Consider the following 22,476-nt stretch of genomic DNA (forward strand, 5'->3'; position numbering starts at 1 on the left):
TTCTGTCCTTTTCTTCTATACATAAATTAAAAACAAAATCCGACAAATTTGAATAAAATTGGACAATCATTCCTACACTAGCATGTAGAGGTGATTGTAGTGGTAAAAGATTATGACAATGATTTTTTTAAAGAAGGTAACGAAGATACAACAGATTTCTCTTTAATAAAAGGGGATACGTTGCAGCAAGTAGAAGAATTAGAAGAAGAATTAAAAAGAAAATCATAAGTGTACACTCTTTCTACATTTGCTATATAATATAAATAAAAGGTTGTATCTTTTTGAAAAGGGGGAGAAGAGATGGCTGAAGTCAATGTGCAAAAGTCTTCGTTTTTTAAAGAAAAAAAAGAAGAATCCAATACAGATTTCTCTCTTGTGAAAGGTGCATTAACGGAGAATATAAATCGGTTAGAGAAACTAATGAATAATAGTAGTTCAAAATATATACAGGTGAAAAGAACAAAAGAAAATGCATAGAGCATTTTCTTTTGTTTTTTTATTTAATAGTAAACTTATCTTTTACTTTTTCAGGTAAATCTGCTTTCTGAATCTCTTCATAGGACTTTACTTCAATTGATGATATTTCATTTTTGCTATTATCATCTTGATCTACATAAAGGCGTAAAAACGCGTATTTATTTAATTTATGGTCGTTTTCTTTTTTTGTACTTCTAAATGTAATTTGTTTTTTGACACCATCTTCATCATATGCGGGCAGCGTATAGTTTCGTAAGTTTCTACCATCTACTTTTTCGATAGTTCCGTCGCCTTTTATCTGCATGTAATATACATCTTTACCAATTCTATTTAGTGACGCTCTCTCACAGCCAATAGTAAAACTAAAAAATAATAAACATAGTGTAATAATTGCTAAAAACTTTTTCATTTTCTTTATCTCCTTTAATGTGTTTCTTTAAAAAGTATACGATTATTATTAAATGAGAAAAATCGATATAGATTACAACGCCCTTACAATATTGTAAGATTGTTGTACATAAAATGAACAATAAAAGTTAAAACAAAGGTAAAATAATGAATCATGGTATAATGATATGAGACTTACATATTATTTTGTCATTTGGAGAGGAGCTTGAAAAATGTATTCTACCTTAGAACAATTAACAAAGCACCCTGTATTTTATCATTTTGCAGAAATTTCAAAGATTCCTAGAGGATCAGGTAATGAAAAGGAAATTAGTGATTATTTAGTGGGCTTTGCAAAAGAGCGTAACTTAGAAGTCATTCAAGATGAAGCATTAAATGTCATTATTAAAAAAGAAGCAACAACTGGTTATGAAAATGTACCAGCTATTATTATTCAAGGTCATATGGATATGGTTTGCGAAAAAAATCAAGCAACAGTACATGATTTTGAAAAAGATCCAATTGAATTACGAATCATTGGGGACATGTTATATGCAAATCAAACAACTTTAGGTGCTGATAATGGTATTGCAGTTGCGTATGCATTAGCTTTATTAGATTCGAAAGAAATTCCGCATCCAGCACTTGAAGTCGTTATCACTACTGAAGAAGAAACGACAATGGGCGGGGCTTTTGCTATTGATCCAAATCATTTTGAAGGAAAGATATTTATAAATATTGATTCTGAAGAAGATCATAAATTACTTGTAAGTAGTGCAGGTGGTGCGAAAGCTGTTGAAACAATTCCCGTAATTTGGGATGAAACGCCAGCGAATATGGATGCATACCGTCTATATGTTGGTGGTCTAAAAGGCGGACATTCTGGTATGGAAATTGATAAACAACGCGGTAATGCGAACAAAGTATTAGGACGAGTATTACGTGATTTATCGGCACATACGGAGTTTAACATAAGTGAAGTTCACGGCGGATTAAAAACGAATGCAATTCCGCGTGAAAGTGTAGCTACACTTTTAATTCGTACAGAAGATGTAGGACAAGTAGAAGAAAAACTAGAATCATGGACACGTGTATTACAAGAAGAAATGCGTGCTGTTGATCCAGATGTTCATGTTACACTGACAAAATTGGATGAAACAGTTGAAAAAGTATTTGCTCAAGAGACACAAAAGCAGCTTATTTCATCATTATTCTTAATTCCAAATGGCATTCAAAGTATGAGCATGGATATTAAAGGTCTTGTAGAAAGCTCAACAAATTTAGGCGTTATTGAAACGTTGCAAGATGAAATTAAATTACGTAACGAAGTGCGAAGTTCTGTAAGTAGTTTAAAACAACATGTTGCAGAAGAAATCAAATATATTGCTGAATTAGTTGGTGCTACATTTGAAATAGAGTCAGAGTATCCAGAATGGCCATACAATCCAAACTCACAAATTCGTAATTTATTTGAAAAAGTGCATCAAGAAAAATACAATAAAGAAATTGAAATCTTCGCTGTGCATGCGGGGATTGAGTGTAGCGCATTCGTTCAAAAAATGCCTGAATTAGATGCAATTTCATTCGGACCAGACATTTTTAACGTCCACACTCCAGATGAACATATCAGTATCTCTTCTGTAGTGAATAACTGGGGATTCTTCATTGATGTAATGAAGGGTACAAAAGAATTAGCTAAGTAATAACGACGAAATAAAAAGGAGCCTATAAAAATTTATAGGCTCCTTTTTTGTATTGGAATTTATCCCGCTATTTGCCGAGCAGCCCGATTGGTTTAACTAACAATCAGTGGGGGATGAATAAAACCACTACTGATCAAAGTTTCACTTTATGAGAAGTCATTTTTCGTTAGTATGTAATATTAAGCTTGAACAATTAATAAGGATGAATTGTTGATGTTTTTTAGTACTGATGAAGGGGTGGAGAAATGAAGGGAAGAAAGCATTTTATTGTTTGTATGTTTTTATTGTTCTTCACATTTAGTTTTATTGGTGTTCAGAAAATAATAGCAGAGGAAGTTGAATTTACAGGAACAACAGCTCCATTGAATGTTAATGTTAGAGAGACAAAAAGTTTGAATGCAAATATTGTAGATGTGATTCCCGGAAATACAACAGTATCTTTTAAAGGATGGGAGTATGGTGAAGCGGTTAAAGATTACTGGACAGGAAATTTAGATAATCGTTGGTTTTATTATTTTAAAGATGGAAAAAAAGTATATGTAACGTCAGCGTATATTAATGGAAATCCTCCAAATACATCAATAGATCGTAAATTATCTGTACCTAACATATTACAAGAAAGATCAAATTGGTGTTGGGCAGGCACTTCGGTTTCAGTTTTAAATTATTTTGGGAAAACTCCTTCACAAGATCAGTACGTTAGGTATGTTAAGGGTGGATCATATAATAATCCTGCAACTTCACGTGAAATACAATATGGATTATCAGGATATGGTGTTAGCTCAGCTATAAGTTCTGGAGCAAAATCATATGATTGGTTCAAAAGTCAAATTAATAGTAATCAGCCGATGATTGCACTCATTATGTGGCAAAATGGAGCTAACATCGGACACTTTCTAGTACTTGATGGATTTTATAAAGGGACAAATGGAACAGATTATATAACGTACATGGACCCTTGGTATGGTGATCATTATAATCATAATTTCAGTACGTTCCATAACAATAATAATTTTTGGTGGAGTGAAACTGTTTATAATATCCATGCAAACTAATAATATTAAAAGCGGGGGTTCATAAATGGGAAAACTACTTAAGCTTGTGATACCGTGCATGTGCTTAATGACCGTTATTATTTTCGCTAGTAAAATTAGTTATGCATCAAAAAATAAAAGTGAATCAGTACAATCGATCGCATTAAAAGATTATCAATATAGTAAGGGAAGTTCTTCTGAAAATTTAAGTTTTGAAAAAATAACAACATCTCCATTTTCGTTACCAATCTATGCAACAATTCCAGCACAGCAAATTTTAAATAGCTCTGAATTTAAGAATTTACTATTACCAACAAATGAAAAGCTGTGGTTTATTATGAAGGGTGAGCAGCCAGAAGGACTAATTGTTGCGAATGATATTGAACCGATTCGAACGGGCGGAGAAAATAGAAGTAAAGATTTATATGGATTATATACAGCAATAAAGAATAATACAAATGAAACAAAAGATATTAGTTATTTCGAATTTGAAGGGCAAGGAATATTGGTAGTAAATCAAAATAATGATCAAGAAATATACCTTAGTAAAGGTGCCGCTGCCATATTAAAACTTCCTACTGGTCAAAAAGTATTGAGCAGTGAAGTATTACAGAAAATGAAAGAGAGAATTGTAACTGGTTTTGAATAGTTAAATATAAACTGAAGAAATATATATGTATTTAATATGAAATTTCATGTACTGTATTATTTTCGAAAATAATACAGTACATGGTATAAAAAGGATAACAAAAAAAGAGTGTAAGATATTATGAAAAAATAATGATTATAGTAGGAATAGTTGATTCTTACTTGTTTTGTATAGAGTTCGATTCAAATTGCACTTCACATTTAAAATATTTGAATAATTCAAACGGAAAAGCTTGACCTTCACACTATGTAAAGGTTTACAGTAAGACAGAAAAGGAGGTTAAGAAATGAAAAAAATAACGAATTTGTGTATGAGTGCTATACTAACCACATCTATTTTCAGTGGCTATGCTCTAGGGAAAGGGATTGAACAAGTTCAGGCGAAGGAAATTGAAAAAACGCAAAGAAAAGATATAAAGAAAGTAGAGGTGCGAAAACAAGTAGGAAAGTATACAATGCCAGATGAAAAAAGCAAACATGAAGGAACATGGCTACAATGGCCTCATGAATTTACATATGGGCAAAAATATCAGCAAGAAGTAGAGCCAATTTGGATTCAAATGACAAATGCTTTAAGCAAAGGCGAAAAAGTTCATATTGTTGCATATGATCAAGAAGAAAAAGAAAGAATTAATGAGGTTTTAATAGATCACGGGGTAAATATGGGGAAAATTGATTTCTTTATCGCACCTACTGACGATGTATGGACAAGAGATACTGGACCAATTTTTGTTTATGATAATGACAAAAATCTAAAGATATTAGACCCAGGATTTAACGGATGGGGAAAGAAAACACCATATAAGAAAGATGCTCGTCTTCGTGAGAATCTTAGTAAACAGTTAGGAATTGAAAGAATTGATTGGAATAAATTTGTTCTTGAAGGTGGCGCATTTGAATTAGATGGTAATGGAACTGTTTTACTAACTAGAAGTGCTGTGACGAATAAAAATAGAAATGCAAAATTGTCAGAAAAAGATATTGAAAAATATATTAGTGACCTTGGGGTAACAAATTTTATTTGGTTAGATGGAGTACCTAACTTAGATATTACTGATTTTCATATTGATGGATTTGCAAAATTCCACGATAAATCTACTATTATAACGTTAAACAAAAAAGATTTAGCTGAATGGGGAACGTCTGATAAAGATATTAACAAGTTGTTGCAGGCAAAAGATGCTGAGGGTAATAAGTACAAGTATGTATATCTGCCGTTAAGCAAGCATAATGTTACATTAAAAAACGGAAAGGAACTTGATTATAAAGGTTCATATATTAATTATTATATAGCGAATCAAGTTATCTTAGTTCCTAACTATAATGACCCTAATGATAAAATAGCAAATGAGATGATTCAAAAACTTTATCCTGATCGTAAAGTCGTGGGGGTTGATGTAAGAGAGCTTTATAAAAATGGTGGTATGATCCATTGTATTACTCAACAACAACCAATTAATTTAAAATAATATATTTATAGTGTTTAGGGAAGTTTTCTATTTCTTATGAGAACCTGTTTATCCATAGGATAGGTAAAGATGCGATGGCGTTTTTACCTATTTTATTGTATTTTTTATCCTGCATTAACGGGCAGCTTGAATGATTAAAGTTTCACTTTATAAGTTAAGTATACCTTTCCTATAAACTGAAGAAACCCACCCTTTTTGAAAAAAGCTTAATCAAAATGGATGGATTTTCTACATTAAAAGCTATACTTGCTGTTACGGAAGAAACATTGTCTAAGGTATGTTTTTACCTTTTAAAAGTCGTTTGAAGCCCTTCAATAAACCGTCTAAAGAGTCCTCTATTATTGGAATTTTAAAAGTTTCTGGTACAATTAGTCTTACTAAAATATCTAAATACAATCTATATTTTTTCTTTTGGCAAGTCATACATGCCCATTACCTTCAGAATACAGAATTACCTTGAATAATAAAAGTTCAGCGACTTTTCTGTTTTTATTTGTAAATGAAACACATTATACTTGGCCAATTATTGTGCAACCTTTTCGAATAAATGATTTTCTTTATTTGAAAATAAGGGTGCATCTATAAAACCATAATGATACACTAAAATACCTAATTCCACTCTAGAATTAATATGCCATTTTTCTTTAATATGATTAATTATCGTTGAAATTCTTCGAGGGGTAACATATGTTTTTTTGGAAATTTCTGCATCTGTATATCCTTTTGCTACATAAATAGCTACTTCTAACTCTCTTTCGGTCAACATTCTTTTCATAAAATACGCTCCTTCGAAATTATTTATATAAAAATCAAAAAAAACTATTAAAAGAAATAAAGGTGAAAAATCATATTTATTTTAATCAGGCTATTTGCGGATAGTAAGACTCCCACCTCAAAATTTAGATGTGGCAAAGAAGTCGAACTCCCTGTAAAAGCCTGCCTGGAGTGGACTAATAATCAGTGGGGGGATAAAACTCCCATTAATTATTAGTGAACCATATTTTAATAATTTCTCGTATTGTAATACAAGTTTGTAAAAGAAACTATAAATCCATATAATTAGTAATTGTAACTATATTAATTTTACATTACATTAAAAGTTGGGAAATATTCTTATACTCATAAAGTGTTACATTTGAGGGAGGAAAGATGGAATTCTACAATCTTGGTATTATTATTAAAGAACTTAGAAAGAAAAAAAACATGTCACAATCTGAATTATGTCATGGAATATGTTCACAAAGTCAAATTAGTAAGATAGAAAAAGGTATTATTTATCCATCTAGCATATTGTTGTATCAATTATCTGAAAGACTTGGTATTGATCCAAATTATATATTCGCACTAACCAAAAATAAAAAAATAAAATATATTGAAAATGTAAAATGTGTAATGAGAGATTGTGTGAAACAAAAACAATATAATGAGCTTTACGAAATAGTAAAAAAAGAGAAAGATGAGAATAATTTTCAATCAAAAGAAGATAAACAATTTCTATTATGGCATGAAGCGATTGCTATATATTATGTAAATGGAGCAACAAGTAATGCCTTTGACATTTTAAATAGAGCACTAAAACAAACCTTAAGTAGTAGTAACTTTTTATCAGAAAAAGAAATAAGCATAATGAATTCAATTGCTATAATACATGCAGAAAATGAAGAGTATGAGAAAAGTATAAATATATTAAAACAAAGTTTAATTAATTTTAATAAGATAGAATTTCCTAGAGAAAAAGAAATCAAATTAAGACTCATTCATACGTTAACAAAATGTTTACACCTTGCAAATCAATATGAAGAAGCAATAAAGTATAGTGAAATAGGTATAAAATTAGCGATAAATATGAATACTTTATACTTATTAGGTGAATTATTTTTTGAAAAAGGTGCAATTTTATTGAAAGTTCAGCACTCTAATGAAGTTGGTTTAACAGACATAAAAAAAGCATTATTTATATTTGAACTAACTGAAAGAAAACAATATATAAAAATGATCAAGGAAAAATATATTAAAAATCAAGAATAAACAAGAAAGAATTCTAACATAAACTATTCCTAATTGTTATTTTTTTCTAAAAAAAGTACTGTAATACGAACTATTCCTAATTGTTGTTTATTGCTAAAATAAATACCGTAATATTAGATAAATATAAAGGGTGGCATTTTATGAAATCAAGAGGAATTACTCGTAAAGCAGATAGCATGGGGCGTATTGTTATTCCAATGGAAATAAGACGGAGTTTAGGAATTGTAGAAAAAGATTCTCTTGAAATGTTTATAGAAGAGGACCAGATTATTTTACGAAAATATCAATCTCCAAGAGCTTGTGCACTTACAGGGGATATTTCAGACAGCAATATTTCGTTAGCGAATGGGAAGATTATTGTAAGTCCAAACGGGATGGAACTGTTAATAAAGAAGTTACAGCAATATCTTTTAAAGTAAAAGGTAAGTAAGAACTTTAAAATAGAATATACTTGGAAAAAGTCCTCTATCAATTTAGGGGGCTTTTTTATTGTTATCAATAAAATTGAGGGGCCGTAGTTGGTTCAATGGAATACGGATTACCTTGTGAAAAGTCTGACTATTTTTTATAAAAAAACTATTCATTTACATTTTTTGGTTTCGTGTTATATTTTTAGTGTTAACATAGTTGTGTTGAAAATTCTGATTTTAAAATTAGGAAAACTTTAGAAAATGAAATACTCTTACTTGAATTGAAAATCATATAAACATAATTTGAAAGTAAAGTATGAAAATGAATCAGATTTTTAAATTAAATTTGTCAATTCAATAGAGGTTTGTGGGGGAAATGTAACTAAGAAGAAATCTCTTATACTCCATGTTTTTTATTTGTAAATCGGTAATTCTAATAGCTCTGACGAAAAGTAAAGGAGTAAAAAAGAAGTGGATAGTTTGTTTAATAGAAGATAGGGTGTAAAAAATAAAACAACGGAGGTTTTATAATGAATAAAGGAATACTGCAGATTACAGAAATTGAAGAAATTAGCATTCCTAATGTATTGAAGGATAAAATGAAGAATCTGATAGAAAATGAATTGAAAACTCATAATCCTTATACTTGTGATCAAGGAATAGCAGCATATTTTTCAAAAGAGTGGCTTAATTGTTTGATTGACTATTCAAAGAAAAATCCGAATTCAGATATGAAAAACCTACTACATATGATAAAAATAGCGAATTGTGGCGGGAACGTACCACCTACTCTTATTAAAAATACTCCATGTGATCCTATGGAAACATTATTACCTGGGGAAAATCGCAGAGGTTTTAATTATGGCGAAGACGAACACGATAGAATGAAAAAATATTTTTATGCAGAATGGGTCACATGGCTTTTTGCCACACTTTTTAATTATGATGCTTTAATTCACCCATCCGAACATGCAGGGAAAAATAGATTTCATCTTATTTCACCTTTAAACAACGATGAAGTTTTGCGAAATGTCGGTGCAAGCACCGGTGGCGGGAACTTTTATCAACATAACGATGCCACAGTGTATACAGATATGAAAGACCAATCAGATATTGAAGCAAGATTGAAAACATTCAATACGAATTTAGAAATTGTATCAAATAGACTTAATAAATCCGTGGAACGAATAGTGTCTGAAATTACTTGTGGAAAATTTACTAGAGTTGATGCTCTTTTATTAAAAGGAGTGTTAAATTTAAAAACTCAAACTCATATTGGAACGCCAAAATTACTGCAAAAGCATCTTGAAGAAAATCACTTCAGTAAAGATGACATATTGGCGGTAAGTAAAATGCCTATTGCTCATATCGCAGGAATGGCTGATGGTGAAATATCGGGATTTGTAGGAGAAATAAACCAAATTATATTTTTAGATGATAATGGTGATATTATTGCAACTTGTTTGAATGGAGCGGAAAATAGATTAATTTATGTGGGAGAAAGTGAAGAAGAAAAATTGAAATTTGACATGTTTTTAGAACTCTTACGAACAACGCCTACTTATAAGGTTCCACTTACATCTGAAGATTTATTACTTATACCAAATTCATACTATGGTAAACAAACAAATGTAACTCATGGTAGGGAAAGGTTATCTGAGGAAGAATATAAAATCCCGATTGGAAACAATAAATATGGAAGAAGAATTGTTTGCAGACAATACGTTTCCAGTCGATTACGTGATCAAAAAGAAAGTTACTTTACAGATTTAATTAACTAGTTTAAAGAGAGGAGGGACGATGGGGAGGTTTGGGTTATAATAGCTCAAGCCTCCCCATATTCTTTGTATGGATTTTACTATTGAATTACTTATACTACTATTTTTAGTAGCTGTATTAGCAGGATGGATAGATACGATTGCTGGGGGCGGTGGTATGATAACTATCCCGATAATGTTATTAGTAGGTATGTCTCCTTCTGTAGCGATAGCGACTAATAAACTACAAGGGAGTAGCGGAACCCTCATGGCAACAGTGTTTTTTATTAAGAAGAAAGAAATTAATCTTAAAGAAATGCGTTTGTCCATCTTAATGACCTTTTTGGGATCAGTTTTGGGTGGATGGCTTGTTTTACAGATACGAGCAGAATATTTAATCATGATATTACCTTTTTTACTTATTATTATTGGTCTTTATTTTCTATTATCTCCAAATATAGCAAACGAAGATCGACCGAGAAAAATAAGTATGTTGTTGTTTGCGTTAACAGTGGCTCCATTCCTTGGATTTTATGATGGTTTCTTCGGCCCAGGAACAGGTAGTTTAATTGCTTTAGCATTCATTCTTTTATGTGGATATAGTGCTACGAGAGCAACTGCAAATGCTAAAATCTTGAATTTTACAAGTAATTTCGCTGCTTTGTTATATTTTATTATTTTTGGCCAAATCGATTGGACAATTGGGTTGATTATGATGCTTGGTCAAATTATAGGATCGTATATTGGAGCGAAGATGGTGCTTACAAAAGGGACGTCATTAATACGACCAATAGTGGTTATTGTTTGCTTTGTCATGGCAATTAAAATTTTTTTACAAAATATAAACTAAATGTAATCAATATATTATTTGGATCAAAGTTAGAGTGTTTTCATGTTCTTATTGCAGTATTACGCTGTTTAAGATGTGTTCAAAATTACACAATTTGACTAGTGTAATATATTGCGTTATGCTTTTTTATAGTATAAAAGAAAGGCTTGAAGATAATGATTCGTCGTTTGAGAAAGCTAAAAAATGTAGCAGTCGTAGTAAGCTTCTAAGTAAATAGCAAAATATATAATACTTAGAAGCGAGGAATAAAGTTATGAAGTATCCATTATTTAATCATTGGTCAGAAACAAAGTATATAAAAGATATAGTAACAAATCCACTCATTGAAGTGGGAGAGTACTCCTATTATTCAGGCTATTATAGTCATCAAAATTTTGAAGATGGCTGTGTAAGGTATTTGTGGGGGGATGCTAAGTCTCAAGCACTTTTCAATCCAATTGAACAGATGGGATGGCATCTTGATAAACTCATTATTGGGAATTATGTTTGCATTGCAAGTGGAGTAGTCATTTTAATGGGTGGTAACCATAATCATCACTCAGAATGGATTACAGTATATCCATTCGCTGAGAAAATTGAACAATCATATGAACCTAAGGGTGATACAGTCATAAAAAGTGATGCTTGGATTGGAATGAATGCTATAATAATGCCTGGCGTTACTATTGGTGAAGGGGCAATTGTTGCTGCAGGATCTGTCGTAAGTAAAGATGTTCCGCCGTATACAATAGTTGGTGGAAATCCTGCTAAGGAAATAAAGAAACGATTCACTGATACAGAAATAAACATGTTAATGGAAATGCGTTGGTTTGATTGGGATAGGAAATTGATTGAGAAGGCAATTCCGCTGTTATCCAGTCCATCCATCGAACCATTATTTGCTTTTTATAAAAATGAAGTGAAAAATAAATAAATCAGTTAGAAAAACTACATCCAGTATAGGGTGTAGTTTTTTTATTACAAAAAACTAATAGTTTAGACTAAAGAAAATTCATCTCTAATATAAGTCTAGCAAATAGCTGAATTGAGTAATTAAAATCCTTGATAGCTAATAAAGCATTAACGGGCAGTAAGACCCCAACTGATTAAAGTTTCACTTTATTTTTTGTAAATGTGGAACAAATGTATTATTTAGATTGTCTATTAATTGTAATCCTAAAAAATATGAAAGTGCGAATCATTTTGAAAAATATAAGGGGATTAAAAATAGTGATATGTGTGGGAATACAAAGTAGTAGGGCACCTAAAAGTGTCGGATGAGATGGTCTATATGAAAGCGATCCTAACGTCTAATATGTATATACAATTTGAGAACACTGTCTGTTTTTTTTGAGATTATATTAGAATAACGCTTTTTTTGAGTATAAAAATATTGGAGGTAACAGAAGTGAAAGGTATGTTTTGCAAGAGATTTATTGCAATAGTAACAGTGCTTACACTATTTTTTAGCATGTTCGTTACATTTGGAAGAGCAGCAGCGGAAACAGTTTCTGCTATAGAGGTTGAAGCAGGATCAGCAATTTTAATAGAAGCAAATTCCGGGAAAATTTTATATGAAAAAAATGCAGATGAATCATTGGCAATTGCTAGTATGACAAAAATGATGAGCGAATACTTAGTTCATGAAGCGGTGGATAAAGGAAAACTTAAATGGGATCAAAAAGTTAAAATCTCTGAATATGCACATAAGATTTCGCAAGATCGTTCATTATCAAACGTTCCATTAGAAAATGGTGGCTCTTATACGGTAAAAGAGTTATATGAGGCAATGGCAATTTACTCTGCAAACGGTGCAACAATTGCTTTAGTTGAAGAGATTGCTGGTAAAGAAGTCAACTTTGTAAAAATGATGAACGATAAGTCGAAAGAGTTTGGAATGAAAGATTATAAATTTGTAAACTCTACAGGCTTAACAAATCACGATTTAAAAGGATATCATCCAGAAGGGACAACTCTAGACGAGAAAAATAAAATGTCTGCAAGGGATTGTGCAATTTTAGCACAACGTCTTATTCAAGATTTCCCCCAAATATTAAATACAGCAAAAATTCCTAAAAAAACATTCCAAGAGGGTGGTAAATATCCAATTGATATGGCGAACTTTAACTGGATGTTAAAAGGTTTAATTAAGCAATATGAAGGTGTAGATGGTTTGAAAACAGGAACGACTCCAGAAGCGGGAGATTGTTTCACTGGTACAGTAGAAAGAAATGGTATGCGCCTAATTTCTGTAGTGATAAAAGCAAAATCTCATACGACACGTTTTGATGAAACAAAGAAATTATACGATTATGGATTTGCGAATTTTGAAGTGAAGAATGTCTACAGAAAAGATTCAGTAGTAAAAGGGCATGAAACAGTGCGAGTAGCAAATGCAAAAGACAAAGATGTAGTAGTTCAAACGAAGCAAGCTGTTTCACTTCCAATGCCGAAGGGCAATAAAGACATTTATAAAAAAGAATTTAAAGTATTGAATAAAAAACAAGAAGTGCCTATTAAAAAAGGTGTAACAATTAGTAAAATGATTATCTCGCCTAAAGATAATACAGATCCTGGGTTCTTATCAGGTAAATCATTACAAATAGACCTTGTAACAAAATCTGATGTGGAACAAGCAAATTGGTTTACACGTTTTATACGTAAAACAGGATCTTTTTTTAGTGGTATGTGGGATAGTGCGATTGATATAGTAAAAAGCTAATTTTATAGGATACAACTAAATGTTTCACTTTATAAAAATTTAATAAAATCTTTTCTTTGTATTAAATATTTTGTTTTAAATTATGTATATAAAGAAATGGAGGTCAAATTAACTTTGTACTGCTTATATTAGGAATTTAAAGAAAGAATATGTACAATTCTCCCACTACATTCTTATAGTGGCCTTTATGAACAGCAAAATTTACAATTTACAAGGAGAACATTTTATGAGTAAGAGAATAAAAGAATTAGATTCCATACGAGGGTTAGCGGCACTTACTGTGGTATTTGGACATTTTTGTTTAATGCTACCATCGTTGCCTAATTCTATTAAATTTTCCCCGCTTAGGTTTTTATGGGCGGGTGGGGAAGCTGTTATCGTTTTTTATGTACTAAGTGGTTTTGTGTTATCTATGGCACTTTATCATTCAAAAACAAATTATTGGGGATATTTAATTAAGAGATTTGTAAGAATCTATATTCCTTATTATTTTTGGATAATCGTTACCTTTGTTTTATTTATTTTATTTTCGTCGTATGAAGTGGTAGGATTACGGGATTGGTTCTATGATAGGTGGCAAGGGTCTATAACAAAATTAGATATTCTAAACCACTTTGTGCTTCTTAATAACTTTTTTACGGAAAATTATAATCCAGTTATTTGGTCATTGGCTCAAGAAATGCGTATATCTATTGTGTTTCCTTTGTTATTCCTTCTTTTTTATAAACTGAATTGGAAGAAAACGATACTATTTGCTTTGAGCTTTTCATTAATTAGTGTTGTTCTTAATATGTTGCATATTGGGAAAGCTGAAGGATTTTATAATGGTTATGCTGATACACTGCATTTTACATCTATGTTTATTGTTGGAATGTTACTTTTTAAGTATCAGGAAAAACTTATCTACTCATATAGGAATATGAAAAAATTTAAAAAAGGATTTCTTATTGCATTAGGGGTTATCCTATATTTATATTCCATTTTAATTTATGGTTTTTCCCGTAATGATACAACTTTCTTATTAAAAGATTGGGGTGTCGTAATGGGGGTTAGTATTTTTATTATAATGGCTATGAGTAACCTAAAAGTAAAAGCATTTCTAAATAAGAGTGTATTTGTATATTTAGGAGAAATTTCATACAGTATCTATTTGTGTCATTTTCCAATCATGATGGTACTATTTAAACTATTGTATACAAAGATACCTATCTTTTTCCTTCTTACTTTGTGCATTGCAATGACACTACTTTTTTCTATAGTTTCATATCATTTAATCGAAAAGAAATGTATCAACTGGGCAAAACAAAGAACAATAATTTTTTTGAAAAAAGTATAATTTCTAGATAAATTTTATCTCTTTAGTAAATATATGAATATGACCGATTCTTAAGTATACTTAGGAATCGGTCAATTTTGGATTCTAAATATAAATATAGTAAAGTGGAATATAATTGAAATCGAAAACCACTTAGAAATAACAATTACGGTTTGAGCTATTGTATAGTATAGATATGGTTAATAATAAAGGGGGAATACATATGTGGAAGCGATTTGTAGCAATTGGCGATAGTTTTACAGAGGGGATAGGGGATGAAGTTGAGGGAATTGCATTAAAAAGCTGGGTAGATTATTTTGTTCAACTGTGTGAAAACGATATAGAATATGCCAATTTTGCAAAGCGTGGGTTAGTAACTAAAGAAATTCGCTCGCAGCAATTGGAAAAAGCGCTAACTTTTAATCCAGATTTGGTTAGTCTCATTGCAGGGGCAAACGATGTTCTAAAAGGACGTTGGAATTACGATGCATATAAGAACGATATGGAATTTATGATAGATACATTAAGTAAAGCAGGGGCTGATATTATTATAGCAAACCTTCCAGATTTTACAGTTAGGCTTCCTTTTGCTTCTGAAAAAAAACAAGTAATAAAAGAACAATTATTAGAGGCAAATGAAGTTATACATTCACTGAGCAGAGAGTATAAGCTTCATCATGTTGATTTTTGGAATCATCATTTAGTTAATGATAATACGCTTTGGTCTAAGGATTTAATTCATCCAAACTCAAAAGGATATGTAAAAGTTGCTGAATTAATTTTTAGTAGTTTGCCTGTACAGAAGACAAAATAATAGTTTGCAATTTAACGAATATGATATTAATTGTATGAAGCTATGTTTTTTAGTAAATAGAAAGAACTAAACATTTAGCAAACAAAGCGTTTCTACGATATATTTCTACAGTAGTGCACAAATACAGAATCACAAAGAAAGATCACTTATGGAAATAGGTGGTCTTTAAATGTTTTTATAACTAAATTAGTATATACTGTATTACTAACAGTTTCGTACTACATAAAAATTAAGTTCTCTTATAGAAAAACTGATTTTATATTATCTTAAAATATAATAAAACGTTCAAATCATATTTTGGGTATGTATCTTAATTGTGAATGATGTGTAATTTTTTTTGAAGTATAAATATCCAATAGATAAAATAGGTAGTAGCTGCAGAAGTATTAATACTATATTATTCAATTCTTGTTATGAGTACATTAGTGATTGGTAATATTATATTTTTATTATCAACTTTAGTTATTGGAATTAATTTGCATAGAAAATATGTAGGATTAGAAAAAATATACTTTATTGTATATTTTTTTGTTTAGTTGGATTTACGGTCTCTTTAAACTATTATGTTAATAAAATTAAAAAACTTAATTCTTAATACCCTTATGGTTAAAGCTATCTATAAAATGAAAATATAACTAAATAATAGTTTGTTATGATTTGTGGATTTGGTTTTTTATCCGAATTTTCTGATTCAAATATTTCAACTTTATGAATATAGTAGGTGAAATATTTGTGTGATAGTATTTGAGATAGAAAAAAGCCAACTTTAAAAAGGATGTGAATTGAATGTGTAAACGACTGTAAAGGGTTATATTAAGGCAACGTTTAGCTGTTATTAGTGTAAGGTAAAGATATATTTTGTAACAGTTGATATAAAAATGAAGGAATGGGTACGCTTTCGTTTGTCTGACTATTTTAAATATACGAAAAATAAGATCGATTTGAGTTTTGACGAAGTTAAATTCTAGGTGAGATGTCAATAATGATTAATTAGGTTTAATAAAGAGATACCTTATACGCAAAAGCGTTTATATTAGTAACCTAAGGAGCTTGCTTTTATGAAAACTACTGATTCAAAAGGCCTATTAGGAAATAGGGTTTATTTACAAGTTTTCTCTGCCTATTCATTGCTTATGCTTGGTGTTTTTATTGATATGTTAGCGATTATGACTATAGTTGGGTTTGAATGGGAAGTAGATCCTACTATGATTGGATTGATTCCTGTTGCATATGCACTTCCTGGAATTATTTTTGGCTCATGGGCAGGTGTTATTGCGGATCGTTTTAGAAAAATTCCAATTATGATGTTCTGTAATCTAATGGTTGGTCTAATAACAATTGCTCTTTTATTTGTACAAGATATCCACTGGCTCTTAGTGGCATTAATGATTCGTTCCATTTTTATTGTTTTCTATTATCCTGCACAGCAAACACTAACAAGACAGATTGTATCCCCGGACTTGCTTACTAAAGCAGTAAGTATCAACGGAATAGTAGAGCAGGGTACAAAGATAGTAGGCCCACTTATAGGGGGCATGTTGCTGAGCTGGTTTCAACCAGAGTTCTGCCTCATTATAAGAGCTATAAGTTGTTTATTAGCTACCTTAGTTCTGATACCCACAATAAAATTTAAAGAAACTATATCGAAAGAATTTATTGAAAAGCAAAAACAAAGTACTTGGACCGCTTGGGTACAAGGGTGGGGTTATGTGTTATCTAATCGGATAATATTATCAACCATGATTTTCGTTACAATAGCCATGGCAGTATTACAATTAGTAGACTCACAATTCCCAACTTTATTTAAGAGCTTATTCCCACATGATAAAAGTAAAATGGGATATATCATTTCTATTATTGGTCTTGGCGGAATACTTGGTGCATTACTAACTCAGAAATTAAAACAATTTCAATATGGCTGGGTAGTATGTGGAGGTATGGTTTTAATGGGAATTGGTTTTGGGGGGATTGGTTTGATAACGCCCGGTACGGTCTTCGTTTTAGCTTATTTAATTAGTTTTATCGCTGGTATCGGAAGTGGGCTGATGCTTGTATCTAATCAAGTCATTTTACAAATAGAATCCGATCAAGATCAAGTAGGAAGAGTATTTGGTATACAAAGCAGTTTAACAAACGCAGTTCTAATTATTTCTCCTGCTATGAGTGGTCCATTAGTGCATTTGTTTGGAGTAACTCAACTCTATGTTTATGGAGGGATTGGGCTTGTTATTATTGGAGTAATTGGAGTTTCACTGCAGAAATATTTATGGGCTAAACATAAACACGAACCTATAAGAGCAAATAATTTTTGAAGGGAAGATTTTTATGACCAATGAGGAATGCTATCCATTAAGCCATCCGCAGCGAAGAATATGGTATACAGAAGTCGTTCATTCTGATAAAGGAATATGTAATTTAAGATTTTTATTTAAACTTCATCGAAAAATGAATTATTCAAAATTAAACCAAGTTGTGAATCGCGTTATCAGTGAAAATGACGGTCTGTGCATTAGGTTAAAAGAAAATGGGCATCAGGAACCGAAACAATATTTTACTAAACATGAAGAACAAGAATTTGAGTTTTTTGATTTCAGTAATGTGGAGAATACAAATTTGCTTGAGGAATGGATTGAGCAGAAAACAAAAGAAACGTTTACATTATTTAATTCAAATTTATACTATTTCGCTTTAATAAAATTAAACGATAATGAATGTGCAGTCTTTGGAAATGTTCATCATATTATTATGGATGGTTTATCAATTCAAATATTTACTGAGCAGATTGCAAAATATTATTATGACATGCATAACGAGAATGAGGAAGGCGAAATTAAAAATTCATATGTTCAATTTCTGACCAACGAACAAACATACTTGAATAGTAGTCGCTTTCAAAAAGATCAAAAATTTTGGTTAGAGGAATTTAAAACACTGCCATCTGTGACTGGATTGAAGCCTTATAATACGTACCAAGTTAGTACCAAAGCATCACGTGAGACGTTTATATTAACGGAACATTTGAAGAGAAAGATAGAAAAAATTTCTGAAGATTACAAAATTAGTTTATATACTCTTTTTGTTGCTGCTTTCTCGTTGTCCATGTATCGGTGGACCTCATCGCTTGATATTGGTTTAGGAATGGCTTACGGCAATCGTATGACTAAAATGGAACGAAAATTGATTGGAATGATGGTGAGTACAGTTCCTTTAAGGATGGATATTGATCCAGAAGAAGAAGTACTTTCATTTATTAGTAGGGTGTCCAGAAAACAAAGTAAATCATTGAGACACCAGAAATATCCATTTGATTTGTTATTAAAGCAGATTAATAAAGAGAATAACAGTAATGTGAGACTTTTCGGAACTACGATTGATTATAGGGATCGTGATGAAAGTGGTGACTCACTATGGATTCCAAACCGTGAAGAAGTACAAGATTTTGCAGTGCATATTGAAAATCTAATTGATATAGACTCTTTACATGTACATATTGATTATCGTGAGGAGCTATTTTCTAAGGAAGAGATAGAACGATTTTTTAACGTTATGCTAGTGATACTAGAAAATACTTTTGAAAACCCAAAGCAGAAGGTGGCTGAAATAGAAATCATTTCTGAGGAAGATAAAAGAAAAAGTTTAGTTGAGTTCAACAATCCTAAACTGGATGTCCCACCTCAAGTAACTATTCATGAAATGTTCGAACGGCAAGCGATGATTTATCCAAATGCTATTGCAGTTACGTATGAAAAAGAAAAAATTACTTATAAGGAGCTTAATGAACGTGCAAACCAGTTAGCTCATTATCTGCAGAAAAAGGGAGTAGGACCTGATACTTTAGTTGGACTGTGCGTTGAACGTTCCCTCGAAATGATTGTAGGTATTTTAGGGATTTTGAAGGCTGGTGGGGCTTATGTCCCACTTGATCCAACATATCCAGAGCAACGACTTCAATATATTTTAGAAGATGCTAGCATTCAGTTATTCGTAACGCAAGAAAGTTTAAAAGAATTGAACTGGTTACCAGAAAATGTTGAGTCGATTTGCCTGGATCGTGATCAAGATGAGATTGGGAAAGAAAATAAGACTTTGCCGGTTTCTAGTGTCGGTCCCCAAAATCTGGCATATGTAATCTATACTTCGGGATCAACGGGAAATCCAAAGGGCGTTATGATAGAACATCACAATGTCATTCGGTTATTTAAATCGACGGATTGTTGGTATCAGTTTAATGAAAAAGATACTTGGACGCTTTTTCATTCGTATGCATTTGATTTCTCAGTATGGGAAATTTGGGGAGCGTTATTATATGGTGGAAAATTAGTTGTTGTTCCGTACTGGATTAGTCGATCACCTAAGGATTTTTATCAATTATTGGTGGAGGAAGAAGTCACAGTTCTAAATCAGACACCTTCCGCATTCCGCCAATTAATACAAGTGTGTGAACAAGAAGATAAGAATAAAAATTTGCAGCTGCGTTATGTCATATTTGGCGGAGAAGCGTTAGAACCTACTAGCTTGTTACCGTGGTTTCAAAGGTATGGGGAGAAAAAACCACAGTTAATTAATATGTATGGAATTACAGAAACTACAGTTCATGTTACATATTATCCAATTACTTTAGATGATGTGCAGCATGTTTCAAGAAGTAATATTGGAAATCGGATTCCCGATTTAGAAGTGTATATACTAGACGCTTATCAACAACCTGTTCCTATAGGTGTTGATGGTGAACTTTATATTGGCGGGGCAGGGCTTGCACGTGGGTATTTAAATAGGCCTGAATTAACAGCAGAGCGTTTTATATCTCATCCATTTAGTAGTGATCTGAAAGCAAGATTATACCGGACAGGAGACTTAGCGAGGTATTTGCCAGATGGGAATCTAGATTATCGTGGAAGAATTGATCATCAGGTTAAAATACGTGGTTTCCGAATTGAGATTGGGGAAATTGAGTCTACTTTACATACATATGCATATGTAAAAGAGGTAGTTGTAATTGTAAGAGAAGATCAGCCAGGCGATAAACGATTAGTAGCATATGTTGTAGGAGATGGAAATGTAGATGCGTGGAGAGAGTATCTTAAAGCGAAACTACCAAGTTATATGGTTCCTTCGGGATTTGTGGCGATGGAAGCTATTCCACTTACAGCTAACGGTAAAGTTGATCGTGAGGCCTTACCTATGCCGGAGGAAAAGCAGATTAATAGTGAATGTGTTGGCCCTCGGAATAGTAACGAACAGATACTAACTACCATTTGGAAGAGAGTATTAGGTGTTAAAAAGGTGGGAATCTATGATAATTTCTTTGAAATTGGTGGCGACTCAATTCTCAGTATTCAAATTATATCTCAAGCAAGTCAAGTGGGGTTAAAACTTACTCCAAAGCAAATGTTTGAATGCCCAACTATCGCTGAGCTGGCACAAGTGGCTATAGAAACGCAGGGAGTACAAGCGGAGCAGGGAATTGTGATAGGTGATGTGCCTCTTACTCCAATTCAGTGCTGGTTCTTCGAGCAAGAACATCCACATACAGAGCATTGGAATCAATCAATGCTTTTAAGAGTAAAAGAAAGATTGGATGTGAAATTACTAGAGGGAGCGATATTAAATTTACTGAAACATCATGATGCTTTACGTTTCCGGTACGAACAGTTACCAAACGGAACGTGGAGGCAGAGAAATGAAGGGACTGATGAGCTGTCAGTACTCCATGTTGTAAAACGGAATCAAGTTAATGAAAAAGAGTGGAATAAAATAATACAAGAAGAGATGAATATTCATCAAGCTAGTTTCAATTTAATTACTGGTCCGTTAATGAAAGTAGTGTACTTTGAAGATAACTTGACTGAAAATGATCGAATATTCTGGGTGATACATCATTTAGTAGTAGATGGAGTGTCATGGAGGATTCTATTGGAAGATTTACAGGTGGTATATAACCAGATGAAACAAGGTCAAGAAATTCGCTTACCTGCGAAAAGTACATCTTTTAAAGAATGGTCTGAACGACTTCAGACATACAGTGATTCGGGTATTTCAAAAGAAGTAAAGGATTATTGGAATGAACAAGTAGAAAAAGAAACGATGAAAATTCCAATGGACTATCCAATACAAGAAACGACAGAAGAATCGATTGATCAAGTGACGAGGACTTTAGGAATAGAAGAAACACAAGCATTGTTATACGAAGTTCTAGTCACTCATAAGACAAGGATTGATGAGGTACTATTAACGGCATTAGGACAAGCTATCGTCGATTGTACAAATCAGCAAACCGTTTCTATTCATCTAGAAGGACACGGAAGAGAAGAGATGATTGAAGGTATTGATTTATCAAGGACAGTGGGCTGGTTCACGAGTATTTATCCCGTTCATCTCAATTTTCAAGGAACTCAGACACCTATTGAAGGGTTAAAGGCAGTCAAAGAACAATTGCGTCGAATCCCAAATCGCGGAGTAGACTATGGTATTTTACGTTACTTGAATAAAGGATTACTTCCGTTTTATCAGCAAAAGCCTTCAATAAGCTTTAACTATTTGGGCCAATTTGATCAGGTGTTTTCAAGGGACTCTTTGTTTATGCAAGAGACAGGATTTACATTTTTAGATCATGCTCCAGATTCCAAACCATCTCATCTAATTGATGTTATCGGAATGTTGAAGGATGAAAAGTTACATTTTATTTGGCTGTATAGTAGGGAACAGTTTTCTAAATTAAAAATTCAAGTGATAGCAGATGGTATGTTGAGGCATCTTCGTCAACTTATAAATAAACCAACAACAGAGTCTGCTTTTACGGTATCAGATTTTGCTGATGCAGAGGATCTTACGGAAGAAAGCTTGAGCAAAGTATTACTTAAATTAACAAAGAAGAGGGTGTAAA

The 22,476-nt window shown here is 32.0% G+C and carries 18 protein-coding genes; 16 read left to right on the forward strand and 2 right to left on the reverse strand.

Annotated features, from left to right (window positions below):
• Window positions 1–99 precede the first annotated feature (99 nt).
• A complete protein-coding gene (locus ACUL40_RS04155; protein ID WP_000237819.1) occupies window positions 100–228 on the forward strand; it encodes a hypothetical protein in 129 nt (42 codons plus the stop codon).
• Between the two features lie 72 nt (window positions 229–300).
• Window positions 301–477, forward strand: coding sequence for a stage II sporulation protein SB (spoIISB, locus tag ACUL40_RS04160; protein ID WP_000852629.1), 177 nt, complete (start codon window positions 301–303; stop codon window positions 475–477).
• A gap of 19 nt (window positions 478–496) precedes the next feature.
• Here spoIISB and ACUL40_RS04165 read toward each other — a convergent pair whose 3' ends face one another.
• Complete coding sequence (locus ACUL40_RS04165) at window positions 497–886, reverse strand: YxeA family protein (RefSeq protein WP_445423022.1); 390 nt, start codon at window positions 884–886, stop codon at window positions 497–499.
• A gap of 211 nt (window positions 887–1,097) precedes the next feature.
• Between ACUL40_RS04165 and pepD the strand changes: the two genes are divergently transcribed.
• The 4 genes from pepD (at window position 1,098) to ACUL40_RS04185 (ending at window position 5,718) form a co-directional block, all read left to right on the forward strand.
• A complete protein-coding gene (pepD, locus tag ACUL40_RS04170) occupies window positions 1,098–2,567 on the forward strand; it encodes a beta-Ala-His dipeptidase (protein ID WP_000287556.1) in 1,470 nt (489 codons plus the stop codon).
• A 245-nt stretch (window positions 2,568–2,812) separates the two neighbouring features.
• Window positions 2,813–3,622 (forward strand): papain-like cysteine protease family protein, encoded by an 810-nt coding sequence (locus ACUL40_RS04175; RefSeq protein WP_445423021.1) that lies wholly within the window; start codon window positions 2,813–2,815, stop codon window positions 3,620–3,622.
• Between the two features lie 25 nt (window positions 3,623–3,647).
• Window positions 3,648–4,250 carry a hypothetical protein gene (locus tag ACUL40_RS04180; RefSeq protein WP_000517271.1) on the forward strand — a complete coding sequence of 201 codons (603 nt, stop codon included), beginning with the start codon at window positions 3,648–3,650 and terminating at the stop codon, window positions 4,248–4,250.
• A 286-nt stretch (window positions 4,251–4,536) separates the two neighbouring features.
• On the forward strand, window positions 4,537–5,718 hold the full coding sequence (locus tag ACUL40_RS04185) for an agmatine deiminase family protein (RefSeq protein ID WP_048538841.1): 1,182 nt from the start codon (window positions 4,537–4,539) through the stop codon (window positions 5,716–5,718).
• A gap of 523 nt (window positions 5,719–6,241) precedes the next feature.
• Here ACUL40_RS04185 and ACUL40_RS04190 read toward each other — a convergent pair.
• Window positions 6,242–6,493 carry a response regulator transcription factor gene (locus ACUL40_RS04190; RefSeq protein ID WP_445423020.1) on the reverse strand — a complete coding sequence of 84 codons (252 nt, stop codon included), beginning with the start codon at window positions 6,491–6,493 and terminating at the stop codon, window positions 6,242–6,244.
• Window positions 6,494–6,867: 374 nt separating this feature from the next.
• Between ACUL40_RS04190 and ACUL40_RS04195 the strand changes: the two genes are divergently transcribed.
• From ACUL40_RS04195 to ACUL40_RS04240, 10 genes are all read left to right on the forward strand, one after another.
• A complete protein-coding gene (locus ACUL40_RS04195; protein WP_000397979.1) occupies window positions 6,868–7,746 on the forward strand; it encodes a helix-turn-helix domain-containing protein in 879 nt (292 codons plus the stop codon).
• A gap of 140 nt (window positions 7,747–7,886) precedes the next feature.
• Complete coding sequence (locus tag ACUL40_RS04200) at window positions 7,887–8,165, forward strand: AbrB/MazE/SpoVT family DNA-binding domain-containing protein (RefSeq protein ID WP_000842216.1); 279 nt, start codon at window positions 7,887–7,889, stop codon at window positions 8,163–8,165.
• 521 nt (window positions 8,166–8,686) lie between these two features.
• Window positions 8,687–9,937, forward strand: a complete 1,251-nt coding sequence (locus ACUL40_RS04205; RefSeq protein WP_074047925.1) for a hypothetical protein — start codon at window positions 8,687–8,689, stop codon at window positions 9,935–9,937.
• Window positions 9,938–10,004: 67 nt separating this feature from the next.
• Window positions 10,005–10,763: a TSUP family transporter gene (locus ACUL40_RS04210; protein ID WP_000347994.1), complete on the forward strand. Its 759-nt coding sequence runs from the start codon at window positions 10,005–10,007 to the stop codon at window positions 10,761–10,763.
• 253 nt (window positions 10,764–11,016) lie between these two features.
• Window positions 11,017–11,676, forward strand: a complete 660-nt coding sequence (locus ACUL40_RS04215; protein ID WP_074047926.1) for a CatB-related O-acetyltransferase — start codon at window positions 11,017–11,019, stop codon at window positions 11,674–11,676.
• 474 nt (window positions 11,677–12,150) lie between these two features.
• Window positions 12,151–13,464, forward strand: a complete 1,314-nt coding sequence (locus tag ACUL40_RS04220) for a D-alanyl-D-alanine carboxypeptidase family protein (RefSeq protein WP_445423019.1) — start codon at window positions 12,151–12,153, stop codon at window positions 13,462–13,464.
• 187 nt (window positions 13,465–13,651) lie between these two features.
• A complete protein-coding gene (locus ACUL40_RS04225) occupies window positions 13,652–14,800 on the forward strand; it encodes an acyltransferase family protein (protein ID WP_095690904.1) in 1,149 nt (382 codons plus the stop codon).
• Between the two features lie 202 nt (window positions 14,801–15,002).
• A complete protein-coding gene (locus ACUL40_RS04230; protein WP_139245393.1) occupies window positions 15,003–15,593 on the forward strand; it encodes an SGNH/GDSL hydrolase family protein in 591 nt (196 codons plus the stop codon).
• A gap of 1,058 nt (window positions 15,594–16,651) precedes the next feature.
• Window positions 16,652–17,905 (forward strand): MFS transporter, encoded by a 1,254-nt coding sequence (locus ACUL40_RS04235; RefSeq protein ID WP_086404172.1) that lies wholly within the window; start codon window positions 16,652–16,654, stop codon window positions 17,903–17,905.
• 13 nt (window positions 17,906–17,918) lie between these two features.
• Window positions 17,919–22,475, forward strand: coding sequence for an amino acid adenylation domain-containing protein (locus tag ACUL40_RS04240; protein WP_445423018.1), 4,557 nt, complete (start codon window positions 17,919–17,921; stop codon window positions 22,473–22,475).
• Window position 22,476 lies beyond the last annotated feature (1 nt).

It is taken from the genome of Bacillus sp. KNSH39, from assembly GCF_052656585.1.